This window comes from Archangium violaceum (genome assembly GCF_016859125.1).
In the GTDB taxonomy this organism is placed as follows: domain Bacteria; phylum Myxococcota; class Myxococcia; order Myxococcales; family Myxococcaceae; genus Archangium; species Archangium violaceum_A.
On record NZ_CP069338.1, the window covers coordinates 12,627,245 to 12,647,150 of the forward strand.

General features: G+C 65.8%; 16 protein-coding genes and 4 pseudogenes. 10 read left to right on the forward strand and 10 right to left on the reverse strand.

All coding sequences use genetic code 11. The features are described 5' to 3' along the window. Window positions 1-396: 396 nt before the first annotated feature. The 6 genes and pseudogenes from JQX13_RS56775 to JQX13_RS53395 form a co-directional block, all read right to left on the reverse strand. Window positions 397-1,329 carry a hypothetical protein gene (locus JQX13_RS56775; protein ID WP_430384142.1) on the reverse strand — a complete coding sequence of 311 codons (933 nt, stop codon included), beginning with the start codon at window positions 1,327-1,329 and terminating at the stop codon, window positions 397-399. Window positions 1,330-1,462: 133 nt separating this feature from the next. Then, on the reverse strand, window positions 1,463-1,930 hold the full coding sequence (locus tag JQX13_RS53375) for a hypothetical protein (RefSeq protein WP_203407008.1): 468 nt from the start codon (window positions 1,928-1,930) through the stop codon (window positions 1,463-1,465). 335 nt (window positions 1,931-2,265) lie between these two features. Further along, window positions 2,266-3,300: pseudogene (locus JQX13_RS53380) on the reverse strand (hypothetical protein); the annotation flags it as partial. Between the two features lie 98 nt (window positions 3,301-3,398). Next, window positions 3,399-4,166: an IS21-like element helper ATPase IstB gene (gene istB, locus JQX13_RS53385; protein WP_203407009.1), complete on the reverse strand. Its 768-nt coding sequence runs from the start codon at window positions 4,164-4,166 to the stop codon at window positions 3,399-3,401. Further along, window positions 4,147-5,328, reverse strand: a complete 1,182-nt coding sequence (locus tag JQX13_RS53390) for a Mu transposase domain-containing protein (RefSeq protein ID WP_203407010.1) — start codon at window positions 5,326-5,328, stop codon at window positions 4,147-4,149. Before JQX13_RS53390 ends, istB begins: the two co-directional genes overlap by 20 nt. A gap of 382 nt (window positions 5,329-5,710) precedes the next feature. After that, entirely contained in the window at window positions 5,711-6,286 is a 576-nt protein-coding gene (locus tag JQX13_RS53395; RefSeq protein ID WP_203407011.1) for a hypothetical protein, read from the reverse strand. Between the two features lie 310 nt (window positions 6,287-6,596). Here JQX13_RS53395 and JQX13_RS53400 point away from each other — a divergent pair, with 310 nt between their 5' ends. From JQX13_RS53400 to JQX13_RS53420, 5 genes and pseudogenes are all read left to right on the forward strand, one after another. Then, window positions 6,597-7,247 carry a hypothetical protein gene (locus JQX13_RS53400; protein ID WP_203407012.1) on the forward strand — a complete coding sequence of 217 codons (651 nt, stop codon included), beginning with the start codon at window positions 6,597-6,599 and terminating at the stop codon, window positions 7,245-7,247. 14 nt (window positions 7,248-7,261) lie between these two features. Further along, window positions 7,262-8,386, forward strand: coding sequence for a DUF2169 family type VI secretion system accessory protein (locus JQX13_RS53405; RefSeq protein WP_203407013.1), 1,125 nt, complete (start codon window positions 7,262-7,264; stop codon window positions 8,384-8,386). Further along, entirely contained in the window at window positions 8,383-9,447 is a 1,065-nt protein-coding gene (locus JQX13_RS53410; RefSeq protein WP_203407014.1) for a hypothetical protein, read from the forward strand. Before JQX13_RS53405 ends, JQX13_RS53410 begins: the two co-directional genes overlap by 4 nt. Beyond that, window positions 9,447-10,217 carry a PAAR-like domain-containing protein gene (locus JQX13_RS53415; protein WP_203407015.1) on the forward strand — a complete coding sequence of 257 codons (771 nt, stop codon included), beginning with the start codon at window positions 9,447-9,449 and terminating at the stop codon, window positions 10,215-10,217. The genes JQX13_RS53410 and JQX13_RS53415 overlap by 1 nt, the downstream gene beginning before the upstream one ends. Before the next feature lie 73 nt (window positions 10,218-10,290). After that, window positions 10,291-11,184, forward strand: a pseudogene (locus JQX13_RS53420) (IS66 family transposase); the annotation flags it as partial. Between the two features lie 158 nt (window positions 11,185-11,342). Here the strand turns inward: JQX13_RS53420 and JQX13_RS55815 are convergent. From JQX13_RS55815 to JQX13_RS55215, 4 genes and pseudogenes are all read right to left on the reverse strand, one after another. After that, the gene (locus JQX13_RS55815) at window positions 11,343-11,474 is read right to left on the reverse strand and encodes a hypothetical protein (RefSeq protein ID WP_275424884.1); all 132 of its coding nucleotides are present in this window, start codon (window positions 11,472-11,474) and stop codon (window positions 11,343-11,345) included. Beyond that, on the reverse strand, window positions 11,462-11,842 hold the full coding sequence (locus JQX13_RS53425) for a hypothetical protein (RefSeq protein ID WP_239014423.1): 381 nt from the start codon (window positions 11,840-11,842) through the stop codon (window positions 11,462-11,464). The genes JQX13_RS55815 and JQX13_RS53425 overlap by 13 nt, the downstream gene beginning before the upstream one ends. Then, complete coding sequence (locus JQX13_RS56780) at window positions 11,830-12,135, reverse strand: transposase (RefSeq protein WP_203407016.1); 306 nt, start codon at window positions 12,133-12,135, stop codon at window positions 11,830-11,832. The genes JQX13_RS53425 and JQX13_RS56780 overlap by 13 nt, the downstream gene beginning before the upstream one ends. 59 nt (window positions 12,136-12,194) lie before the next feature. Then, a pseudogene (locus JQX13_RS55215) lies at window positions 12,195-12,779 on the reverse strand (transposase); the annotation flags it as partial. A gap of 121 nt (window positions 12,780-12,900) precedes the next feature. On the opposite strand from JQX13_RS55215, the pseudogene JQX13_RS53435 reads away from it, so the two are divergent. The 5 genes and pseudogenes from JQX13_RS53435 to JQX13_RS53455 all read left to right on the forward strand — a co-directional run. After that, window positions 12,901-13,515, forward strand: a pseudogene (locus JQX13_RS53435) (IS66 family transposase); the annotation flags it as partial. A gap of 294 nt (window positions 13,516-13,809) precedes the next feature. Continuing rightward, on the forward strand, window positions 13,810-14,805 hold the full coding sequence (locus tag JQX13_RS53440) for a hypothetical protein (protein ID WP_203407017.1): 996 nt from the start codon (window positions 13,810-13,812) through the stop codon (window positions 14,803-14,805). A gap of 453 nt (window positions 14,806-15,258) precedes the next feature. Beyond that, the gene (locus tag JQX13_RS55220; protein WP_239014425.1) at window positions 15,259-15,984 is read left to right on the forward strand and encodes a hypothetical protein; all 726 of its coding nucleotides are present in this window, start codon (window positions 15,259-15,261) and stop codon (window positions 15,982-15,984) included. Window positions 15,985-16,357: 373 nt separating this feature from the next. Then, a complete protein-coding gene (locus JQX13_RS53450) occupies window positions 16,358-17,107 on the forward strand; it encodes an SMI1/KNR4 family protein (RefSeq protein ID WP_239014426.1) in 750 nt (249 codons plus the stop codon). A gap of 1,398 nt (window positions 17,108-18,505) precedes the next feature. Continuing rightward, window positions 18,506-19,417, forward strand: a complete 912-nt coding sequence (locus JQX13_RS53455; RefSeq protein WP_203407018.1) for a tetratricopeptide repeat protein — start codon at window positions 18,506-18,508, stop codon at window positions 19,415-19,417. Window positions 19,418-19,906 lie beyond the last annotated feature (489 nt).

Below are 19,906 nucleotides of genomic sequence, written 5' to 3' on the forward strand. Positions count from 1 at the left end.
GCCATTGGAGGGCCGTGCACCGCGCCGGACTGTTGAGACCCTGGGGCGGGGGTATCCCCAGAGAGAAATCTCAAGAACGCGTGGACGGAGGACATCCGCCCACGCGTTCGGCTCTCTCAGCCTTGAAGCGCCATTATGCCTTTGGCATCGCGGTAGTTGTGTGTTGCGCCGGAACATACTCCTCTGGAGGAGCAGAAAAGCCGTTCCAGAACACCCATAGTCGGCGGCACTTTGGGCACTTCAGAAAGCTGTTCATGGCGGAGTAGACAGTTTCGGAGTCAACTTGGCCCGAAAATTGATCAAAGTCCGTATCCGACACAAATAGCCACTCATCGGGACAGGGAATCTGGCCGTACGAAATCTGCTGTCCGCATCTACAGTTCAAGCTGGGCACTACTAGTTCCCTCCTAAAATTATCACATCCCGAATGTTCTTTGCCCCGGCGCCTTGCACTCGCTCCAGCACATTGCCGAGTTGAGCTCTCGTCACCGGAGTCTGGCTCAAATTGAGCACGATGCCCTCCACCTGGGAGTTTTTCTTGGCAATTGCCGAGATGATGCGGTTCGCGTTTGTGGTTGTAGGCGTATACACATCATATCGGATGCCGTCGACCAAGAGGTCCGAAGTGCCGCCGGAAGCCCGTGTCCCCACTGGTGGCCGCAGAACGACATTACGTCCTGCGTCTGCCAGTGCCTGTGCCGAATTCAGCTCGCTCGGAGAATAGTTGCCCCCTGGGATGACCTGTAGACTCCCACTACTTCCCCCATTTGCACCGCCCCCTGCGACAGGTCCCCCGATTGTCCCCTGTCCACCTCCTCCCGCAGCGGTGGACAATACATAGACCCCGCCCACTCCATAGCCTACCGCCGTGGCGACCTTCCCCACTGGCACGACGACACGCTGAATCGCCAGGGCGCCCTGGGCGGAGAGGGAGAGGACGGGCATCATGGCTTCGGGGCCGCCCATGGCACTCGTCAGGGTGCGCGTGACGCCATTCGCGGTCCCCCCGGCAATCAACAGGGAGGTGCTCAGTCTGGCCACCGCCTTCGTCTGCTCGCCGGCCGTCATGTACCTGAAGCGCTCCCAGTACTCGGGGGAAGACGAAATGAGGGCGGCCACGCCTGCGGGCAGGTGCCGCAACGCGAGTATGCTGTCCGTCGGGTACCTGAGGTGCCCGGCCAGTCGGCGTGAGCAGAGCCAGGCGCTAAACCAGAGTTCGCGATTCCCGAACACCTCCGAGGCCATGTCGGGTGAGCTTCCGAGGGAGTAGCGCTGCAAGAAGCGCTCGCCCCGTTCGAGAATCGTGAACGGTGGTTTAGAACGTCCCATCGCGAGCGGGACTGGACGGCCGCAGTGCAAGTGTGCGGCCCCACTCTCACTCCTCACGCCGCAACCCTCGCAATGAATCAGGTTTGGCTGCAGACCCTCGTGGCTCGTGGAACCGAGCCGGAGCCGATTGAGCTCAATTATCGGAAGCGAGCACAGTCGCGGAGGAAATCGATTTGAGAACGTTCCAGAAGCCAAAGAACGACCGCCCCGCCTCCAACTCAACCTCAATTGCCTCGCCCTCGTGTCGGATAAGCTTCAGGCGACTCAAATCCAATTTCCCGCCCGCCCCCATCTCTAGCGCACCATTGACATGAGATATATCCGTTGTCGCGTCCTTGAGCTCGCTCCATGGAATGGTGCAACCTCCTCCTGCCTGGCGGATTATCACCCGCTCGGTCGTTACAAGTACCCATTCCGTTGGAGCGCGAAAGTAGGCAATGATCGGAAGCTCGTCGCTTCGCACCATGGCGAGTTCCATCAGCCGTATTTGGACGTCTGTGGGGAGTTCGACGAACGGGCGTGTATACGCGCCTTGGCCGCCCGCACGTTGGAAGACTCGAAGTAGCCGTTGGAGCTTCGAATCGGCGCTCAAGTTTTTCATGGCGTCAGGTCCTTCACCAGCTCAATTGCATCGTCTCCGATACGTCTGAGGCTGAAGCCAAATCGCTGGGCTATGGCGGGCTTCAAGAAGCCCTGATTGACAACAGCATGCCCGGTAATGCTCAGCCGGGTGGCGCCGGCTGCGCGTGCCTCGGCCTCGAACGCCGCTATCAGCTCCCTCAATGGCGCAGCACCTTTAACCTCTGCCTCAATCAACAAGATGTTTCGCTGGAATGTAGTGCCAACAAGCCCCTTGTTCCCGAATATTCTGAATCCACTTACCTTTTCGGGTGGCCGCCGAACCGCTTGCTGCAGCAATTCTTCTGCCGACGGACGCATCTGCCCCTGAGAAGAGACACGCGCCCCATCACTAGCCCCACTGGACAGGACATATACCCCGCCCACTCCATAGCCTACCGCCGTGGCGACCTTTCCCACTGGCACGGCGACACGCTGAATCGCCAGGGCGCCCTGGGCGGAGAGCGAGAGCACGGGCACCATGGCTTCGGCGCCGCCCATGGCACTCGTCAGGGTGCGCGTGACGCCGTTGGCGGAGCCCCCGGCAATCAGCAAGGAAGTGCTCAGCCTGGCCACCGCCTTCATCTGCTCGCCGGCCGTCATGTACCGGAAGCGCTCCCAGTACTCCGGCGAGGAGGCAATGAGGGCGGCCACGCCCGCGGGCAGGTGTCGCAACGCGAGGATGCTGTCCGTCGGGTACGTGAAGAAGCGGCCCAGGGCATGGTACAGCTCGACAAAGGCCTCTTCGGCGCCGTCCAAGGTGCGACTGACGACGTCCGCATCGTCGTACACCTCTGCATACGCGCCCTCGTTCAGCTCCCGGAACTGAGCGTCGAGAAGTCGGAACACGCCGCCTCGGCTTCCGTAGAAGCGGCCCAACTCGAAGCCGTGGGCCCGGAATGCGCCCTCCCGCCACTCCATCTCGGCGACTCGCTGCTGAGTGCGTCCATTGCGCACCCAGGCCAGGTAGCCGTCCGGCCGAAGCACGGCCACGCCTTGGAAGCGCTCCACCCGGCGCAGCAACTCTGCCCGGGACACCTCGCCCCCCTCCAGCACCCCGCGCAGCAGGTGGCCCACCGCCATGCGCGGCGGGAAGTTGCCCAGCGTCACCGGCGTCTGCACCAGCAGGGCCATGAGTCGCCCGGCCTCTTCGGGGGTGAAGGGGTTGACGCGCGGGGGCAGCACGTCCGAGTCGCCCAGGCCCGCGAGCACCAGGAGTTTCTCGAAGGCGTCCACCTCCAGCATGCCCGTCTCCACCGCGAGCACGGCCATGTCGCCCGAGGTGGCCACATCCACCGCGGTACCGGACGGCACTCGCATGGGACGGCGCCGAGTCAAACGCTCCGCCTCTTCTGCTGTCCTGAGTGTTGGCGTTCACGAGGAAGCGCGGAAATTTGGACCGGGAAGCCGGAGGTGTGCCGGGGGTCCGGCCTCCCGGTCCGAGGTGAGGCTCAGCGCTTGGACTTCGCCTTCCTGGTCGTCGCGGCCTCCTCGGCCTCGCGGCGGCGGTAGCTTTCGCCTTCGATAGCGAGGACGTCCGCGTGGTGGATGACGCGGTCAATCAGCGCGGTGGCGCACGCGGCGTTGGGGAAGATGGTCGGCCAGTCCGAAAACGCCAGATTCGTGGTCATCACCAATGAGCGTTGTTCATACCTGCGCGCCACGACTTGAAAGAGGAGGTCCGCGTTGCGCGCGTCGTAGGCGAGGTAGCCCATCTCGTCGATGACGAGCAGGCTGGTGCGGCTGGTGTAGTGGCGCAGGCGGCGGTCCAGTGCGCGGCTGGTGTCCTGGGCACCCAGGTCGAGCAGCAACTGGGAGGCGGTGACGAAGAGAGCGGAGTGCCCCTTGAGGACGGCCTGGTGGGCAATGTTCTGCGCTATCATGGTCTTGCCCAGTCCCTGCGGCGCGACGATGACGACGTTGCGCGCGCCCTCCAGGAAGTCCAGACGCAGGGCGGACTCGACGGCCTCGCGGTCAATCTTCCTGGGCCATCCCCAGTCGTAGTCCGCCATGGGCTTGAAGCGGCCAAGGCGGCTGCGAGACAGGCGCCGCTCGAGACTTCTGCGGCCGCGTTCCTTCTGCTCCTCGTCGGCCAGGTGCTCCAGCAGCTCGGTAGCGCCCCATCTGGCCTTGGTGGCGCGGGCGATGAGGTCCGAGAGGCCCTGAGAGGTGGCGTGCAGCCCGAGGGAGGCCAGGCGGTCAGCGAGTGGAGTGGTCATCGGAGGAGTCCTTGTCGAGGAGGCGGTCGTAGTCGGCGAGGGAGTGGGGGCGGGTACGGGAGGCGGCGATGCGCGGGTCATCCGGCAGCACCACGGTGAGGGGTGGAGGCTGACGCTGGCGGCGAGCGCGCTGCTCCAGCAGGTGGGCCACGGCGTGGGCGCTCACCGCCCCCTTGCGCAGGGCCTCGGCGAGGGCCTCATCCAGGGCACGTGCGCCGTGGAGCTCCAGCAACTTCAGCAACTGCGCCGTGTGGTGTGAGAGCGAGACGTCGCGCTGAGCGAGGGCGGCGAGGAAGCCCTCCGCCTGCTGGCAGGAGGCGCGCAGCAAGTCCCGGCCGCGCAGCTCGTGCGCGCGGGCCTTGGCGTCGGCGAGGGCGGCGAGGTGGCCGGGCTGCTCCAGGGTGCGGCCCTTCTCGAAGCAGCGCGGATGGGAGGCCACCTCCTCGGTGCCGTCCAGCACGCGCACGCGTGTCTCGGAGGCCACGAGGGTGAGGGGCTTCTTCACCAGGGTGTGTGGAATGGAGTAGTCGTTGGAGTCGAAGCGCACGTAGGGCGTCTTGCCGGAGGCGACGGGGCGCACCACGTCCGTGGGAAACGGGTGGGCGGGCATGGGCAGCAGCCGCGGGCGCTCCTCCTCGAGGGCCGTGGCGACGGTGCGCCCGGTGACATCGCCGGGCAATTGGCGCGCGTGGGCCACCTCGGCCGTCCACCGCGCCGCTTGAGCGTTGAGGTCATCCACGCCGCTGAAGGTGCGCGCGGCGAAGAAGGAGTCGCGCAGGTAGCGGATGGTGCGCTCCACCTTGCCCTTCTCATTGCCGCGGTAGGGGGCACAGGGCTTGGGGGCGAAGTGGTAGTGGCCGGCCAATTCCAGCAGGCGCGGGTGGAAGCGGATGGCGTCGCCGGCGCGCTCGAGCACCACGGACTTCAAGTTGTCGTACAGCAGCGCGCGCGGCACGCCCCCCAGCGCCTGGAAGGCCAGCACGTGGCCCTTGAGGAAGCTCTCCAGCGTCATGTCGAGTGTTACCGCGCACGCTTGTTGATGGAGATTTGGACCGGCTGGTTGATGGGCATCGACGAAGATGAGCGGGTCCGGAGCAGGCTGCTTGATGGACATCAACGAGGATGAGCGGACATGGAGCAGGCTCGGTGATGGAGCCATCATGTTGCATGCGCGCGGGGAGGACACGGCTGATGAGGGGCTGTGGCCAGGGCGAGTCCATCTGGTGCGCTGCTTCTGGCGTTGGGCTCGCACCGGCTTGGGGCCGACGGCCTCGGCGTATCGTTCAGGCCGTGGCACCGGCCGGTGCCGTCAGGCGCTCCCGCCAGCCAGGGGGCGGGCAGCGGCCGCAGACCGCGGAGCACGAGTCAGACTCCATGCCGTGAGGGTCGAGCGCATGTGCTGCCTCCGGTGAGGCCCTGTCGGCCCCAGGGCCGACAGGGCCTGGGGGCAGGGCATACCTCCAGCGTGCCCGGCCGGGAGCGGACCGGGAAGGGGACTTGTCGGGTGGGTGAAGCTGTCGAGCCCTGGGCCTGGGGCCTGTCCCTCACTGAGCGCGCGCGGCGCCCATGAACGCCAGCACACTCAGCGGTGGGGAGGGAGCGGCGGGCGGGGCGTAGCCGGCCACGACGCTGGCGACGTGGGCGGCAGCCTGACGCGGGCGCCAGTGCGGCGGCCAGGGGCGCATGGCGTGCACCTGTGCGAGCAGCTGCCCCTGGTGCACGGCCTGCAGCCAGCGCAGCGGCGTGCGCCAGCGCCCGGCTTCACTGGCGCCTGTGTGATTCCAGGGGTTGACCAGGCGGCGCACGGCTTCCAGCCCCATCCCCAGCAGCCCCCATAGCGCCAGGGCCCACGCCATGGCCGCCACCGAGTACAGCCGCCGCCACGTCACTTCCCAAGGCACCACCGTGCACGTGCCACCGCACGCCAGGCAGCGGTAGCGCCGCACCTGCACCACCCGCACCTGCGCCTGCTGCCCGGGTTGGGCAGGGCCTCGCACCTGACGGCTGCGCGTGCCATGCCCCTGCAACACCATGCCGCCCCCACCGGCCGGCTGGCCGCTCCACACCTCGGGCATTGCCCCGGCCGTGCCGCTTCCACGCTCGGCAGGGCCTTTGCCCACCTGTCCACTCCCACCCGACTACGCACCAGCTGCTGACGGCCTGCTGTCTGCTTCTCCATCGCCTCTGGCGGAGCCTGGGGCCTTGGCCTGTACCTGCCCCTGTTTCTCTTCCCCCTCCCTCGCCGGGCCGTCGGGGACGGCTTCATGCCGTTTCAGCTCCGCCCTCCTCGGCTCCTCCTACTTCGGCCGTCAGGCGCTGACCCGAACCTGTTGGGTGATGGGGCGCACCACGACCCGGGCCCCCTTTCCATCATCCAGTCGGTCCGATTCCGGGCCGATCTCCCCCATCTACGCTGCGCGGTAACAGGCGGTGCGCGCGTGCAATGCCCACTCGCCCCAGGCCATGGTGCTGCTCGCCCTTTTCGGCACCGACGCCGACACGGCCCTGCTGGTGGACATGTTGGGGACTCAGGAGATGCGCCCGCATGCCCTCTGGGCCCTGGGCTTCAGTGGGCGCCTCGGGGCCATGGAGGCCTGTCTCGCGCTTCTGGAGGACCCCCTGGCGGCACGGCTGGCCGGGGAAGCCTTCTCGGCCATGACGGGCCTCCAGTTGGAGGGCCCCTATGCCCTCCCTCCCGGGGAGCAACCCGAAGGAGCGCCGCTGCCACCCGAGCAGCAGGAGGACCTGGATGCCGACCTGGTGCCCAAACCCGAGGATGACCTGCCCTGGCCGTGCATTGGTGCGGTGAGGTACTGGTGGAAGGAGGCCCGCCCTCGCTTCCATGCGGAGCGGCGCTACCTGAACGGCCAGCCCCTTGAGGGGCCCGCACTGCTGGAGGCCCTCACGCACGGCCCCATGCGGCGCCGGCACGTGCTGGCACGCGAGTGGGCCATTCGCAGCAAGGGCCGGTACCGCATTCCCACCCGGGCCTTCACCCTGCGCCAATGGGCGGCGCTGGCCCAGGCCCGGGCGGGCTGCGCACACCTGAGCCTTCTGCCCCTGGAGCGCACGCTGCGCTGACGCGAGGAGACGCCATGCAAATCAGCGAGAACACGACGGGCATGTCCGCGGGCCTCACCGTGGCGACGGACGCCGGGGCCCGAGAGCACTGCGTCGTCGCCGTCAAGGGCACCTTCCGCATGAACGGCTCCGGCGAACCCCAACTGGCGGACGTGCAACGTCCGGTGGCCTACACGGACGAGCACCATGGGGCCCCCGAAACGACGAGCCTCCTCCGGGAGAATGACTTCGCATTGACGAAGCCCCTGGTGGACGTCCTCGTGCAGGGCCACGCCGTCGCACCCCACGGGCGCGCGACGGAGGCGATGTTGGTGCGCGTGGAGATGCCGGGCCGGCACAAGGACCTCCGCGTTATGGGAGACCGCCATTGGGACAAGGGGCTGATGGGCGTGAAGCCCACGCCTCCCAAGCTCTTTGTCCGCATGCCCCTGCGCTACGAGCTCGCCTTCGGCGGAGTGGATACCTCCCACCCGGAGCCGAAGCACCACGGTGCGGAGCTGCGCAACCCGGTGGGCCGGGGCTTCCGGCAGAACCCTCGCGCCGCGGATGCGGTGGGGACGCCACTGCCCAACCTGGAGCACCCCCGGCACTTCCTGGACAGGTGGGATGGAAAGACAGTGCCGGTGGGCTTCGGCCCGGTGGGCCGTGGCTGGCAGCCTCGCCTCGCCCACGCCGGCACCTACGACGAGCGCTGGCTGGCGGAAGACTACCCCTTCCTTCCCCGGGACTTCAGCCCGCGCTACTTCCAGTGCGCGCCCGAGGACCAGCAACTGCCGGCCCTGCGCGGCGGCGACGTGTTCCGCTGCCTGGGCCTCACCGAGTCCGGCCCCTGGACGGTGACGCTGCCGCGCCTCCAGGTGCCTGTGGCCTTCCGCTTCCGCGAGTCCGACGTCAGCGCCGAGGCAAGAATAGACACGGTGCTGCTCGACGCGGACGCGCGCGAGGTGGTGGTGACGTGGCGGGCCACCGTGCCGCTGGGCAAGAAGCTCTCTCACCTACGCGAGGTGCAGGTGGGCGTGCCACGCCCGAGCGCAAAGGAAGGGCCGGTGCGGTACCTGCGCGGCAAGCCCTACTTCCGAGGGCTGGGCGCGCTGGTCTCCTGGAGGCAGCGCCCGCGGCGGACGGGAGGGGCGTCATGAGCGCCACGCCCCTGTGCGTCGCCGCCGCGGGCATGGCCTGCCCGCTGGGACTGAGCGCCGAGTCGGCCGGTGCCGCCCTGCGTGCGCGGATGAATCGCTTCAAGCGGAGCCGCTACCACGACGACGACGGGGCGCCCATGGTCCTCTCGGAGTTGTCGACGCTCGCCCCTGAGTTGCGGCGTGAGGAGCGCGTCCTGGGGCTGCTGGGCATGGCAGTGGCAAGCGCCGTGCGGGGCCTCGAGGGAGCCGAGCTCGCCCACCTGCCCTTGCTGGTGGGCACGTCCACCCCGAAGCGTCCAGGCGGCGTCCCGGAGGTATTCCCCCGGGCACTCGAGCACCTTGGGCAGGCCCATGGGCTTCGCCTGGAGGGCACCTTGTCTCGAAGTCTGGCCCAGGGGAATACGGCAGGACTCCGGGCGCTCGCCGAAGCCCGGCTCCTGCTGGCCCGGCACCCGCGGCTTCCCGGCTGCCTGGTGGCCGCGGTGGATAGCTTCATCAACGCCTCGAGTCTCGACGGACTGCTGCGGCAGGGGAGGCTGCTGCGCCCGGACAACTCGGACGGAGTCATTCCCGGCGAGGCCGCCGCCTGCCTCCTGGTGACGCGCAGGCCGCGTCGCGACGACGCATGCCCCCTGCGACTGGCGGGCCTCGGCTTCGGCCAGGAGCGGGCCACGCTGCAGTCGGACGAGCCGCTGCGCGGGCTGGGCCTTGCGCAGGCCTACCGGGAAGCCCTGGCTGAGGGCGGGGTGGACGTCGCTGAGGTGGACTTCCGCGTCGCTGACGCCTCCGGCGAGGGCTATGGCTTCAAGGAGCTCTCCCTGGCCCTCTCTCGGCTGCTGCACAAGCGCAGGGAGTCCACGCCGCTGTGGCTTCCGGCGGAGTCCCTGGGGGAGACAGGGGCGGCCTCGGGCCTGGTGGCCCTGGCGTGGGCCTCGGTGGCCATGCGCCACGGGTATGCGCCCGGCCCCCGAGTCCTCATCTCCACGTCCGACTCGGCCGGGGGGAGAGCAGCGGTACTCTTGCGCGGTCCTGACACGTACACTCCACGAGGGATGCCCTGATGAAGGTCTATGCCAATGGCAACGAGGTGGCCTGCGCCGACGGGGACGGGAAGGTGGTGGCGGCCTTCCCGGACGTGTGCATGAGTCCTCCCCCACCACCCGCGGGGCCGGTACCGGTGCCCTACCCGAACACCTCCTTCTCCCGGGACATGAAGCAGGGCAGCAAGCGCGTCACCATCAACGGCAAGCCCGTCATGTTGAGGGACCAGTCGTATTACGCGACGTCTCCTCTGGGGAACGAGGCCGCTACCCGCAACTTCGGAGCGGGCATCATCTCCCATCAGATTACGGGGAAGACGCACTTCATCTCCTGGTCGATGGATGTCCATGTCGAGGGCAAGAATGTCCCGAGGCATATTGACCTTACGACTTCCAACCACGGCAGCAACGCGAACAACGCCGTCCCCACCCCCAACCTCGCGCAGAGCGCCACGAGCAGTCCGGGCCAGGTCACCTTCAACGCCTGCCCGTGTTGCAATGGGCCCCTGCACGAGAATCAGAAGGATCCGGTGACGGGGCAACCCTTCGAGACCATTCCGGAGATGGAGTTCTACGGGCGTATCGCGCAATACCGGATGAATCGACGTGCGGAGATGCAAGGCATCCTCCAGCAGGCTGCGGAGGGCAAGCTTCCGATGCCTCGCTGGGCGAACATGCCCGACCCGAAGTCCGGCCTGCCCATCAAGGACAACATCATCCGCATGGGAGACGAGTGCGAGCGCGACTTCAAGAAGCTCCAGGGTAACCGTTCACCGCCTTGGCCTGGTTGAAGAGGAGCCGGGCACGAGGTGACCGGAGACGTGGTGCTGGACAAGAGGACGTCTGGCGTGGTGTAGCCAGGGCATGGTGCAGGTGGATGCCCGAGACGTGCAGATAGCGCAGCTGGAGAAGAGGCTGGAAGCAGCGCTGGAGCGTATCGCGCAGCTGGAGGAGGAGAATGCGAAGCTGCGCGAGGAGAATGCGAAGCTGCGCGAGGAGAATCGACAGCTCAAGGAGCGGCTGGGGCTCAACTCGAGCAACTCCTCCAAGTCACCCTCCTCGGATGCACCCGGCACCCGGCGCCAGCGCAAGAGGCCCACGGGCCGGCGTCCCGGGGGCCAGCCTGGACACAAGAAGCATGAGCGCGCGCTGCTGCCGCCCGAGCAGGTGCAGCACGTCGTGGAGTTGGTGCCCCAGGAGTGCAGGGGTTGCAAGCGACGGCTGCGGGGGCAGGACAGCGCGCCCCGGCGGCATCAGGTGGTGGAGGTGCCGCCCCTGTCGGCCATTGTCACCGAGTACCGCTGCCATGCACTGCAGTGCCCTGACTGCGGGGTAGTGACTCGAGGGGAGGTGCCCGCGCATGCGCGCAGCGTCTTCGGCGACCGGCTCGCGGCGCTCGCCTCGTTGCTGGTGGGTAAGTACCGCCTGTCCAAACGACTGGTGAAGGACGCCTTGTCGGACATGCTGGGTGTGGAGTTGTCGGTGGGCAGCGTCAGCAACCTGGAGGGTGAAATCTCGCAGGCGCTCGCGCCAGCGACGGCCGAAGCCCTTGCCTCCGTACGCGCCTCGGAGGCGGTCAACGCCGACGAGACGGGATTCACGCAGGGACGAGAGGGTGGCCGGGCCGCTCGCGCCTGGCTGTGGGTGGTGGCCACGGCGCTGGTGGTGGTGTTCCACATCGCCACAAGCCGCGGCGGCAAGGTGGCCCGCCAGTTGCTCGGCGCGGACTTCTCAGCCCACCATATTCGCGACGACTGGCTCAAGACATGCATGAAGGCTGAGGTCGAGCGCGTTGGGTTGAGTTATCGGGCACAAGGCAGAGGAAGCCCGCCCCGGGGCAGCGGGTAGCAAGCAGGAGGAGATGGAGAGGGGAGTGGGGAGAGTGCGACACGTGAGCTGCAATTGACTCCAGGCAGCTACGTGATTTGCGCTGTGCTCAGCGAGCCCAGCTTCGTCCACAGCTTCTGCCAGAGGCTGGCCGACTCCCGGCCAATGACCAGCACCACTCTTCTGGCGTGTAACAGCACCCGCGCGGCTACTTTGAGCACCCGCTCGCGCACACGGAGCAGCCCCAGCCCTCGCCCGTGGCCTGCTCCATCAGCACGCGCGCGGCGTGCACCAGGTTGTAGGCCAGGGCATTGAGCAACAGGCGTACCTCGTTGTTGGCGAAGGCGTCGATGGACACCGCGCGCTGGACGGGCGGCTGCCCCCGGTACTTGGACTTGGGCCGTCTGGCCGAGGAGAGCGCCGGGGCCAGCACGTCCATGAGCTCTCCGAAGTGGCCCTCCGCCGTGCCGCGTTGGCGGTAGTGCTCCAGCAGCGCCTGTGCCGGCATCTGCTCCTTGCTCCAGCTCGTCACCAGCCAGAAGGCGTGCGGGAAGAGCTCGTCCTTCCTCTCCAGCACTACCAACACCACGCGCCGCGCACGGCTCCAGCCCTGCGCCTGGTACTCCCATTCGTACAGGTGGGTGCCCGGCTCCCCTGCGGCACTCCCGAATTCATGAAGCGCGGCAGCGCCGCCTCCCGCTGCAACACGCTGGTGTTGCGCACGCGCGCCACGTAGGGCGTGCCTCGCTCCTCCAGCTTCGCCAGCAGCTTCTCCTCGGGAAAGCCCGCGTCGAAGCGCACCGCCGCCACCTCACACACCTCCTTCTCCACTCGCCCCAGCAACTCGTCGATGAATTCCAGCGCTCCATTGGCGCTGTGCACGTTTCCTCGCGCAACCTCACGTCCAGCAGGTCTCCCGTCTCGGCCAGACTGGCGACAATCGGGTGGTACATGCGTACTCCGTAGTGCCCGTTGTACGCGCTGCCCTCCTGGTGCCCATGCACCTCCACCGGCAACCCGTCCACGTCCACCGTCACCTGCTTGAGCTTCTGGCCCTTGGGCTGCTGCGCCCTCAGCCTCCGCCCCGTCTGCCACACCAGCGCCTCGTGCAGCACCTTCCGGTTTTCCTCTCGCGCCAACATGGCCGTCAGCCGCGACAAGGTGGGCTGTGAGGCCAACCCCTCCGCTCCCCCCTCTTTCCCCCTCAGCGGCACGCTGCTCTTGCTGTCCGACACCGCCAACCTCAACGCCGCGTCCCTCCTGAGCGCGTCCGCGTCGTCGTGGTCTCTCCACCCTTGCCCCAACAGCAGAAGGTCCGTGCGCACCAACTCCCTCAGCGAGTGGGTTATCCGCTTCTCGTCTCGCGTGTCCGTCAACATCTCCCCCAGCCAGCGCGTCAGCCCCAACCGCTCGTCCACCTCCCTCAGCAGCACCGCACCTGCCTCCGACGTCAACCGCTCCGCCCTCGCCTCCAGCTTCACGGAGCCGTTGAACTCCAGCCCGAAGTCGTTGAGGATTTCACCCATGACGCGCCTCCTGCCTTGTGGTGGTGGATGTCTGAACAACACCCCTCTACCACTCGGGAGGTCAGGCGCGTCACCCTCCTTTTCCGGTCATCCTCCTGCACCTCTCGTGAATAAGGCGGGCTCAGGCTTCCTCACCACTGACAGGTGGAGCGCCTACGAGTGGGTGGACGCGGGGCTGCGGCAGCTGTGTTGGGCCCACCTCACCCGCGACTTTCAGGGCTTCATCGACAGGGGAGGAAGGGGCGGGAAGATAGGCCGAGAGCTCATGCGCGAGCGCAACCGCTTCTTCAAGTGGTACCACCGCGTGCGCGACGGCACCCTGGCACGCGAGGATTTCGAAAAGCGCATGCGCGGTGTGGAACGCAGAGTCGGCCAACTGCTGCGCAAGGCAGCGCGGCGGGCGGAGAAGAAGACGGCCGGCATGGCCCGGGAAATCCTGAAGTGGGAGAAGTGCCTCTGGACGTTTGTCGATGTGCCTGGCCTGGAGCCCACCAACAACTTCGGCGAGCGCTGCATCCGGCACGCCGTCATGTACAGGAAGACGTCCTTCGGCACGCAGAGTGAGGAGGGCAGCCGTTTCGTGGAGCGCATCTTCACCGCCACCACCACCCTCAAGCTGCAGGGCCGTGACGTGCTCTCATTCCTGACCGATACCCTCGCCGCACACCGCCGCGGCCTGCGCGGGCCTTCTCTCCTCCCCTCCGCCCCCGTACCTCAGCTCGCTCTCACCGCCTGAGTTGGTGAACGGTTACGCTCCAGGAACTCCGACAGAAGCACCCCAACTGCCCCAACGTGCACAACCCTCCGGACCAGGGGTGTGGGGTTCATTTCAAGGTTCCCTATGCAGGACTGGCGGGCAACGCAAAGAGCTCTCAAAACTGGTCAGCTGTGCGAGACAGATCACTCAACGAGTGGAGAAACAAGGGACACAGCATTCCAAAAAACGACAAGGTAAACCACAAGACTCCGGCTGACGCCGGGGGCTGCCCCTTCTCCTTGCAGAACCTTGTCCCCACCGCAGTTCTCCAGGGTGAGTGTCTGGAAATCGAAGACACTCAGACTCGAATTCAGAACATGCTTCCGCCAAAAAACGATGAACGAGCCAAGGTTTTTGGGTGAAGCCATGCGGCCTGCCTACCTTCGCGAGACTTTTCTTGTTTCGGGGGACACATTCCATTTCTCCTCCCCTCCCCCTCCCGATGTTGCAGAACTGCGCCATCTCGCCAGTGATGAGCCCTGGCGCGTCCTCTCGTGCGTCCTCGCTAACCTCCAGCAAGGCAGGTTCGATGTTTCACGAAGGCTTGTTGGCCTGATGCATGAGACAAATGACGCAGTGATATGGAATGCCTGTGCCCATCTGCTGTCTTTTGCGGCCCCTTACTCCGTCATTCGTGAGCTCGAAGCCGTTTCCGAGAAGCTGCTTGAGTCAGACCGGCACAGCCCATATACTCGGCAGTACTTCTGTGTAATTCTGTCGCATTCGGCTGGTGTTTGGGGTGTGCCCCATCTGATTCGCCATTACAGGGGGTTGAAGAATCGCGAGGTTGAGAATGACGTCGAATACAATCTCTCGCAGGTGCTGGAGACTGAGCCAGGACCTATCCTCAGTGGGCCGCAAGTGCTGTGGGAATCCAACGGGTTGCCTCCCCCTTTCGAGGAATCCACCCCCGTCTTCCTGGTAGATGATTATCTGAGTCTGATAGGGGAGACCTTTCAGAGACTGGTTTCCAGCGAGAGACTCTACGAGCAAGAGGCGCTCGTCGAAGGGGAGCGATTGAATATCCGAAACGTTGCCCGGCGCCTCCTGTCTCGGGTGCAGACCGGCACGCATCCGGACCGGATTGAGATGGGAAGGATGCTCCTTGAGGCGACCACCGGACTGAATTGCCGCGCGTTCTTCGACGATTCCGGCAGGCTGAAAAACCTCACTGCGGCGGCTATCGTCGAGGAGTTTTTAGAACGGGGAGACGCCGACAGGTACCAGCCAGGCGTTCGCTACTTCTTCGGCCATCGAATTCCAGACTGAATGCGCCTGAGTGCAAGCGCCGCACGGAAAGACATCCCGACATCGACTTCCGGAAGCGCGAAACCTTCGCGTACGCATGCGAGGCCCGCAGTCGCATCCTCAAGGCCGGCGTCAGCACGCGGGAGCGCCTGGCCCCCCGCCGAGGAGTACGCGGCCCTGCGCGGCACCATCCGACGAGCGCGTGTCGGTGGACGACGTGGCGGAGCTCGTCCGAGACTCCGAGGCGGCGAGGAATGGGTGGAAGTCGTGAGGGCTCACGGTGCGCATGCCCCGAGGAAGCATCGAGCACCCGTTGTGCGAGCAACCCACCTGCCCTTCAAAAGGGCGTCGCATAGGCACTCGGAGTCACGACGGAGTCTTGAGCTCCCGGGCAGTGCTCAGTGCGGAGGCCACACCGGGCCAGTCTTCCTGCCACGAACCGCGAGAAGCATTGTGGCGAGTTCGGAGGGCACGATGCAGGCATTCGTCGATTTTGTACAAAAATACCGCCCTGGATTCTCCGATGAAATTCTTCCTGCGGATGAATACGACATAAGAGTCCTGGAGAGGCGCGCTGGCCCTCTTCCTGGTTTCTACCGTCGCTTCTTGGAGAAAATGGGAGCAAATATGGGTGGCCTTGAGCTTGCCGACGCCTCCCTTTCCATTGACGGAGCACTCGGCGCCTACACCTTGGCTTGGCTTCAAGGTGGCCGGTACATCTTTTTTGCAGGAGACAATGGAGTTACTGGATGGCACTGGTTCCTTGATCGGGCAAGTCCCCATGGAGCCGATGATTGCTTGGTCGTAAATAGGCTGCTGGAAGAAAACTACCCTCCCCAGGGCAGCCACCCGATGTACGTGGGTCTGGAGGAATTCCTCTACTACGAGGCCTTCAAGGAGGTCCGAATGTCGCAACTGCCCTTCCGACGGAAATTCTCCACGCCTGAGGATGTCAAGGCCGCAGCTGGCTACCGCTCGGATTCAGTGACTGCGCTGGCCGAGGAGAAAGGCTTCAAGCGAATTCCCCCCGCTGAGCACTGCGCGCTTTTCGAGCGAGGAGACGCCGCGATTTCACTCTACCGGCACCCAACACAGCCCACCTTCTCCTTCGTGGTTGGCTGCGAGGACGCAGCGGAGGCGGAGCGGCTAGCACGGGATTTCGAGATGAAAACGGGACTGAAGGGCATCGTCACGAGGTAGGCGTTGTCATTATGCCTTCCCACCGGCAAGGAGTACGCGGCCTGCGCTGCGCCGGCCGACGAGCGTGTGTCGGTGGCCGAGGTGGTGGAGCTTGTCCGCGAGGCCGCGGCGGCGAGGAATGGGTGGAAGCGCATTCTTGCGCGGTATGCCCCAGCTTTTCGGGACGCGACTGGAAGCGTCCATGCGCCGCTGCATCATAGAGGAGAGGCGGCGAGCCTTCGTTGCCATGCGACGCAAGTCGGAGGAGACTGTGCCTTCCCGCCTGGCGTGTCAGGACACGCTTTTCATGGCCCGGTGTGACCTTGAGGTGCAGAAGTGCGGATGACCTGGTCAAAGCTTCTTGAGGCCCCCCCCTCCTTTGACGATGCCCGGCTTGCTCGCGTTCATGGAACGATGGAAGCCCGGTAGCACCCAGGGCTTCGTGCCGGCCACGGCCGACCAGATTGCCGCCCTGGCCAAGCCACATGGAGGGCTCAACGCGCTGCCTCGCGTATATCGTGAGTTCCTAGAGACGATGGGTGCGTCGACTGGCAGCCTGCGGTTGACGTTCGGCACGACCTCAATCTCAGCGCTTCTAGAGGACCGCGAGGATACTCAACGAGAGCGGCCGGACCCTCGCCGGTACCTCAAGATTGCTATCGGCGAGGACCTACCCGAGGATCGCTACCCAGACGAATTCCTCGAACTCGCTCATCCGACATCCGACAGGTGGGATGCGGCCATCTGCCGCATTCATGAAGACGCTCTAGTTCGCGGCGAGAATACGCCCAAGCGACCCTTTCAGACGTTCTCCGACTGGCTACGCGCGATAGCTGTGTCCAGAGTTGCCTTTGAGGCCGATCCACAGAATCAAACACAGTCCTACGGCCTTGGAGAGAAACCTGAGGCTGTCGCCAGGGCGTACGAGTTCTTTGCTCGTTTGGGATTCTCTTTCACCGAACTTGGAGCCTCGCCGTCTGTTATTCCTCTGGAGCATCGGGATTGCGGCGCAATTGTCCTACTCAGCGCGCCTTCGTCATGGCTCCCAAGCACTGGTGTCGAGTTGCGCGCGCGTGACAAGACACAGCAACGGATTCTGGAGGAAGTCATCAGCGACCACAAGGCGGAGTTGAGCGGTGGATGACGAGGTTCGCTACGCCTAAAGTCTGGCGAAGTCAACGCCAAGTCGCTGCGGAGGAGGCGGCGGCGGCGCGGCCCTGGGACAGCCAGAGGCCGCTGCTTGATTCCTCCTCCCGTCGCGACTGGCAAAGCGTTGACGAGGTCGAGAGCCGAAGCGAGGGTGGGGAGCGGCGCCTGACACAGGCCGCCCGAACTGCGCGGCCGGCCGGCGGAGAGGCCGGCCACAGCACCCGGGAGTGCTTGGCCCTCGCCGAGGAGTATGCGGCCTGCGCGGCACCGTCCGACGAGCGCCCGTCGGTGGCCGAGGCGGCGGAACTCATCCGCAAGGCCGCGGCGGCGAGGAGTGGGTGGAAAGGCATTCTCGCGCGGTGTGCCCCAGTCGCACGGGATGTGACGCGTGTCGCAGCAGAAGGAGGCCTTTCCATTGGCCGGTGAGGAGCTGTCGCGTCTTTCGTGTGAATCCCCGCTCCTCCGCGTCGACTGCGCGTCTGGCCTGAGGAGTGGTAATCCTCCTCGGCGGTTGTTACGCCAATGCGCTGGGCCTGCTCACCGCGCAGCCGACAGCGCGTGAAGGGCAGCGCTTCACACATGAAGAGACTTCTTCGTCGTCGCGTTTCGCAGTCATTTCCGAAAACGCAACAGGGCATTCCCGGCCAAGCATCTCTGGCGCCGTCCATCGAGGCAGCACTTCGCACGGCGATTCGCCGGGAGGCCCCGGGCCCCGTGGCCTCGCTCGCAGCGGCCCTGAGCCGCCTGGCGAACCGGCTTGCCCGAGAGCCGAAGCAGGCCCAGCCGGCGCGCACAGGCCGCGACACGGGGCCAGCAGTGGCGGCCGAGCCCGTCCCGCCCCCTGTGGAGGCCGCCCCGCCCGCCGCTGCGGCTCCCGCCCCCACGGCCCGGGCCTGCGCCGTCATCGGCTGCAGGCGGCCTCACCGCAGCCAGGGCTACTGCGCGGCCCACTACCAGAAGCGGCGCCTCATGGTGGCCACCGGCCGCCTCCACACGGCCTGGGTGGAAGGCGCGGCACCCCACAGCATCCCCGACGTCATCCTCACGCGCGGGCGCCGGCCGAAGGCCGAGGCTACGCAGCCTTCGGCAACGGCGCCCTCCCCCGCCCCAACGCCGAAGGTGTGGGTGCGGAAGAAGGGGCAAGGCGTGCTGCCTCTCGGCGCCGCGTTGGAAACCGCCGGCGTGGCCGTGGGCGCCCGCCAATCCCGCGAGAGCCCGGCAATGCCTCGGCGACACGCGTCCAGCCCAAGAGAGCGAGGAGTCTGAAATGACGGACATGCCAGCCGCCAACGAAGCGCCTCATCAGCGTTCTCGACATGTCACGTGGGGCACCCGCAGAACGCACCTCCCAGGGATGACGAATCGCGAGCGAGTGTGCTAGGCCGACAGGCATATGACACACGACGAAGCCCACAAGGCCTACCATCAAGCACTGGAACTTCGAAGGCAGGGACGGCTCGAGGAAGCTCTGGAATTGCTCCAACGCGCAGCTCCCGCGCTCTATGGCGACCCACGCGTGCCATACCATCTGGGCTTGACACTCCACGGCCTGGGACGCATCGACGAGGCCATGGATTCCTACCGGCGAGCGCTCGAAGTCGATCCGGACTACGCTTTTGCCTTGGGAAACCTGGGGGTCCTGCATTTGAAACGCAAGGAATACCAGGAGGCGCGTGAGCGCTTCGCACACGTATTGCGCCTCCGTCCTGATGATGCATTTCCTCACGGCAATATGGCCCTTGCCCTGGCGGGCCTCGGCCGCGTCCACGAAGCACTTGAATACTTTGAGCGAGCCACTGCGCTTGACGACCGCAACGCCAGCATCTTGACGGAGTACGGCCGCGCGCTGCTAGGTGCAGGAAGGCCCGCTGATGCCCTGGGTCGCTTCCAAAGTGCGGTGGAGCTGGAGCCGACGTCCGTCGAGGCACTCACGGGCATGGGCTATGTGTATGAAATAATGGGACAGCCCAAGAAGGCTGTGCCCTGGCTCGAACGAGCGCTCGTGCAGCAGCCGGACTATCGCCCCGCGGTGCAGACCATGGGATGCGCCCTCTTGCACCTGGGACGGGCCTCAGAGGCCATTTCCTGGTTTGACCAGTGCATCGCGCTCGCGCCCAAGGACTTCGAGGGCTATTATAACCGCGCATGCGCGCACGCAACACTTGCGAATTTCCAGGGCGCGCGGGCGGACCTTGAGCGAGTCATCCACCTTGCTCCTTCGGATGTCCGGAAGCACTTGAAGTCCGACAAGGACTTCTCTCCGTTCCACAAGGAGCCCTGGTTCATTGCGCTCACGTCTGAATGAAAGGAGTTAAGACTGGGCCATGGGCGGCCTGATGTGCGCGTCAAGGCTGCTTCAATACGGGTGTCATTGGCGGGTGAGCGACGAACATAATGGGCCCGAAAATGGGAGCAGAGCACTCATTCGAATGTCTCAATCGGCGTGAGCGCCTGTGGAGCCGCCGTATCCGCCGGGGGCCAGTCAAAGCCTGCGTCCGCGGCGCCGCTGCTGGCAGTGGCAGTCTTCTCTGGTCGCTTTCGCGCCGACATCGTCCCCTTTCGTTTCGTGGGCGCAGTCTTCTTCGCTGGAGGAGCCGGGGCTCTGGGGACCTCCGTGACGACCGGCGCCTGTGACGGTGGAGGTGCCGCTACAGGCATCTCGAAGCTCTTTCGAGCCAGAGCGCCCGCGCCTGCAACGACAAGGACCAGCATGCTGACGCCGCCGAGCAGGAGTACCTTCCATTTTCGGCGAAGCCATGCCGCCTTCTGAGGCGCCTTGGGCATTGCCGCCTCC